The organism is Photorhabdus sp. S10-54 (genome assembly GCF_963878145.1).
GTDB lineage: Bacteria > Pseudomonadota > Gammaproteobacteria > Enterobacterales > Enterobacteriaceae > Photorhabdus > Photorhabdus kayaii.
This window is the reverse complement of record NZ_CAWNXG010000110.1, coordinates 1-2,562: the sequence shown is the minus strand read 5'-3', so window position 1 is coordinate 2,562 and position 2,562 is coordinate 1. Positions and strand designations below refer to the sequence as shown.

The 2,562-nt window shown below is 57.1% G+C and carries 1 protein-coding gene and 1 pseudogene; both read left to right on the top strand.

The genetic code is table 11. The annotated features are described in order from the left end of the window. A pseudogene (locus AACQ83_RS23770) lies at nucleotides 1–214 on the top strand (ShlB/FhaC/HecB family hemolysin secretion/activation protein); the annotation flags it as partial. A 48-nt stretch (nucleotides 215–262) separates the two neighbouring features. Beyond that, a partial coding sequence (locus AACQ83_RS23765; RefSeq protein WP_146747947.1) for a two-partner secretion domain-containing protein occupies nucleotides 263–2,562 on the top strand: 2,300 nt, incomplete at its 3' end.

Here is a 2,562-nt window from a genome sequence, read left to right as displayed (position 1 = left end):
GCAATCGCTGTATCTGGGGATCGATTATGGCGAAGTGGGCGGACGGGGCAGTGACGCGCTGCTTGGAAAACACCTGGCGGGGAGTGCTCTGGGCTGGCGAGGCAGCCTGAAAGGGGTGAGCTACGACCTGTTTGTCGGCGTCCCGCTGTCCAAACCCGCCGGTTTCCAAACCTCCCCGGTCACGGCCGGATTCAACCTGTATTGGCAGTATTAATTCAAATAGCAAAACTGCCAGTGGGTAGTGTTGTGTGGAGCAAAAATCATGAACAACCAGTTATATCGTATTATCTTTAATCAGGCCCGTCAGATGTGGATGGTGGTGGCCGAGATAGTGTGTGCCGGGCGCGGACGAACCGGACGCCGCGCTCGTCGCCCCTCTTCACCGCAACGTCGTTGTCGGCTTACTGCGCTACGGTTTGGGGTGTTATTCGCCCTTGGCGGGATTTCACTCACTGCACAGGCAGCGATTGTGGCCGACGGACAGGCGCCGGGGCGTCAGCAACCGACCGTCATTCGCAGCGCCAACGGTACGCCGCAGGTCAATATCCAGACGCCCGGTTCTGATGGCGTTTCTCACAACAGCTACCGTCAGTTTGATGTGGATAAACAAGGGGTTATCCTTAATAACAGCCATCAGGCCACACAGACCCAACTCGGCGGCATGGTGGCGGGTAATCCGTGGTTAGCCAAAGGGGATGCCAGTGTTATCCTCAACGAAGTCAACAGCCACGACCGCAGTCACCTCAACGGCTGGATTGAAGTAGCCGGGCATAAAGCCGAGGTGATTATTGCCAACCCGGCGGGTATCACCTGTAATGGTTGCGGGTTTATTAATGCGCATCGCACCACGCTCACCACCGGGCAAGCCCTGATGGAACGGGGCCGATTGAAAGGGTTTGATGTCAATCAGGGGGAAGTGCGCATTGACGGGCACGGCATGGACAGCACCCGGCAAAGTTACACCGATATTATCGCCCGCTCCGTGGCGATTAACGCCAAATTACATGCGCAAGACCTGAAAGTGACCACCGGGCGCAATATTGTGGATGTGGCGCATCAACAGATTGAGAAAAAATCGGCAGGCAATGAGAAGCCCCCGGAGTTTGCGTTGGATGTGGCGGCACTGGGCGGCATGTATGCCCATAAAATTAGGCTAATAGGCACCGAAACGGGGGTGGGCGTCCATAATGCCGGCAATATCGGGGCCTCAGCCGGGGACGTGCATATTACCGCCGATGGCTGGATAGAAAACCGCGGCGCCATCAGCAGCCGTGACGGGCTGCAATTAACGTCGTCTTCCAATGTGACTAACGCGGGCAAATTGTTGTCACAATCAACGGTGAATTTACAAGCCAACGGGGCGTTAAAGAATCAGGGCCGGGTGGAGGCCCGCGGCGATACCGCCGTTACCGCAGGCACCATACACAGCAGCCATGACAGCGTCTGGGCCGCCGGACTGGATGATAAGGGCAACACCACCCGCCCCGGTTCACTGACCCTGACCGCGCAACACGTTCAGGCCAATGGCAAAAATCTGGCGACCGACACGCTGGCTATCCACAGTCAACAGATTGACCTGAGCGACAGCCAGACCGCCGCCAGTCAGATTCAATTGAATGCCAGTCAACACGGGATAAGTACCGCTCGCGCCACCGTCAACGCCGACCGTTTGACTGCGAAAACCCCCGGCCAGTTTAACAACGACGGCGGGCAATTAGTGGCGCGGGAAATTCACCTCACGACGCCGGATATCTCTAACCAGCAGGGGAAAATTAATCAAACCGGGACTGGTGAATGGCGGCTGAATACCCACACGCTGAATAACGGTGGCGGGACCCTGTTCAGTCAGGGCAAACAGCTCACGATTACCACGGACACACTGAACAACCAGCAGGGCAACATTGCCAGTCAGGGCGAGGACCTGCATCTCACTGCGCGTCAGGCAGATAACACTCAGGGCACAGTGCAACTGGCAGGCAACGGCAAACTGTCACTCAATACCCAACGCTGGCTGGGTGATAAGGGCAAACTACTTACCAATGGCGCCCTGACAATACAGGCCGATGAACTGCAACTGAACCACGCCGAGACGCAGGCCGGGCAGATTACCGTCAACGCGGACACTCTGAACCATCAAGGGGGTGTGATGCAACAACAGGGTAAAGATACGCTGTCTCTGACGGTGAACACCCTAAATAACCAGAACGGCGCCATTGCCGGCAACGGTAACCTGAACCTTAAGGCAACCACGGTCGATAATCGTCACGGCAACCTTGTAGCCGCCGACAAAGGATCGCTGACACTGACGGTCAAAGACACGCTGGACAATCAGGCGGGCCGACTGGAAGCGGGCAATGCGCTCCAGCTCAGCGTCGCCCAACTGGATAATCGCCGGGGTAGCCTTGTGGCTACCGGGGACAGCGCCACGCTGACCATTGGCAAAGCCATTCAGAATGCCCACGGTCATCTTGAAGCCAAAACCCGACTGACTACAACCAGCCAGACACTGGATAACACGCAGGGGGTGTTGCTGGCGCAGCATATCAACAGCCAGACCACCGG